The organism is Bartonella sp. AP150HLJHH (assembly GCF_042196385.1).
GTDB lineage: Bacteria > Pseudomonadota > Alphaproteobacteria > Rhizobiales > Rhizobiaceae > Bartonella.
In genome coordinates, this window is record NZ_JBHIQC010000080.1 from 1 (window position 1) to 1,891 (window position 1,891).

The window sequence follows — 1,891 nt, forward strand, 5'->3', positions numbered from 1 at the left end:
AGTCTATGGGGTGGGGGAAGTATTTCTCCATTACGATTAATTCGTAATTATGAGGAATTACAATGAATAGAACAGAGCGCAAACGTGAAAAGCAGCCAGAAGCGATCATTCCTTATGTGCGCCATGTCAACAAGCACATCATTGCGCTGGATTCACGCGCTCTCATGAGCGTTATTAAACTTGAAGGGATTAACTTTGAGACAGCAGATATTATTGATCTGAATGTGCTTCACGAACAGCTCAATAATCTGTTTAAAAACATAGCGGATGAACGGATAGCGCTTTATAGCCATATTATCAGAAAGCGTGAAACGATTTATCCGGATGGGAATTTCAGATCGGCATTTGCCAAGCAATTAGATGATAAATATCGCGACCGGATGATTTCACAGGAGCTTTATCGCAATGATCTTTATCTTTCTATTTTGTGGAATCCACACGTTGATCAAACGGATAAATTAGTGGAGTTTTTCAAACGTTTAGGCAAAGCCAAGCAAGAAAAGACAGAAGTTGATGCAGAGTCCATTCGCAAGCTTGAAGATATTACAACAGATCTTATTCAAAATTTAGAGCGCTATGGTGCAAAAAGACTGAGTCTTTATGAACATGAAGGTAATATTTATTCGCAGCAAAGTGAGTTTATCCACCAATTGGTGGGAGGTCGTCGTGAACGTATCCCTCTCACATGGGGGACGATAGCTTCGACTGTTTATTCAGACCGTCTCATTTTTGGGAAAGAGATCATAGAAATACGCTATGAGGCGGCACAGCGGTTTGCGGGCATGTTTGGTTGGAAAGAATATCCAGCAAAAACCAGGGTAGGCATGGCGGATGGTTTGCTCACCCTTCCCTTTGAGTTTATTTTCACCCAATCTTTTATTTTCAAGAGCAAAAATGCTGCCAAACAGATTATGGGGCGCAAACAGAATCAAATGGTCAATGCAGGAGATCGAGCAGGTTCACAAATTATGGAACTGGATGATGCGCTTGATGATCTTGAATCCAATCGTTTTGTTTTAGGGGAACATCATTTATCATTGGCAGTTTTTGCTGATACGCCGCAAGAATTAGCGGATAATCTTGCCAAAGCGCGTTCTCATCTTACAAATGGTGGGGCTGTCATTGCGCGGGAAGATTTAGGGTTAGTGGCGGCTTGGTGGGCACAATTGCCTGGCAATTATGCTTATCGCACCCGCTCTGGTGCAATAACAAGCCGCAATTATGCAGCGCTTTCTCCTTTTCATTCTTTTCCGGTTGGAAAAATAGATGGCAATGTATGGGGACCAGCGGTAGCCTTGATGAAAACCTCTGCTGGTTCACCGTTTTATTTTAACTTTCACTTTGGAGATTTAGGCAATACGTTTGTTTGTGGTCCCTCTGGTTCTGGGAAAACGGTTATTGTCAATTTTCTTTTAGCGCAACTTCAAAAGCATGATCCCAATATGGTCTTTTTTGACAAAGATCGGGGTGCAGAACTTTTTGTCAGAGCGGGTGGCGGCACTTATATGCCCTTGAAGAATGGTAGACCGACAGGCATAGCACCGCTAAAAGGCTTAGACTATAACAATCCAGCAGATAGAGTTTTTTTACGCCAATGGATTATAAAGCTTGTTTCGTCTGAAGATCAAAAGATCAGTGAATCAGAAAGACAAGATATTTCTGCTGCTGTTGACCAACTTGCCTTATTACCCAAAGAACAACGGACGATCTCCGCCTTACAAATGTTTTTTGACACCACGCACAGGGAGGGGATATCGGGTCGTTTAGAAAGATGGTGTAAAGGCAATGCCTTAGGGTGGGTTTTTGACAATCCTGATGACGACATTGGCATTGATGCAAAATTTATTGGTTATGACATGACGGATTTTTTAGACAATAATGAAATTCGTCC

The 1,891-nt window shown here is 42.1% G+C and carries 1 protein-coding gene; it reads left to right on the plus strand.

Translation table 11 applies throughout. From position 1 onward, the window contains the following. Positions 1–62 precede the first annotated feature (62 nt). Positions 63–1,891, plus strand: a 1,829-nt coding sequence (locus ACFING_RS09645; protein WP_375630736.1) for a VirB4 family type IV secretion/conjugal transfer ATPase, incomplete at its 3' end; no start/stop codon positions are given.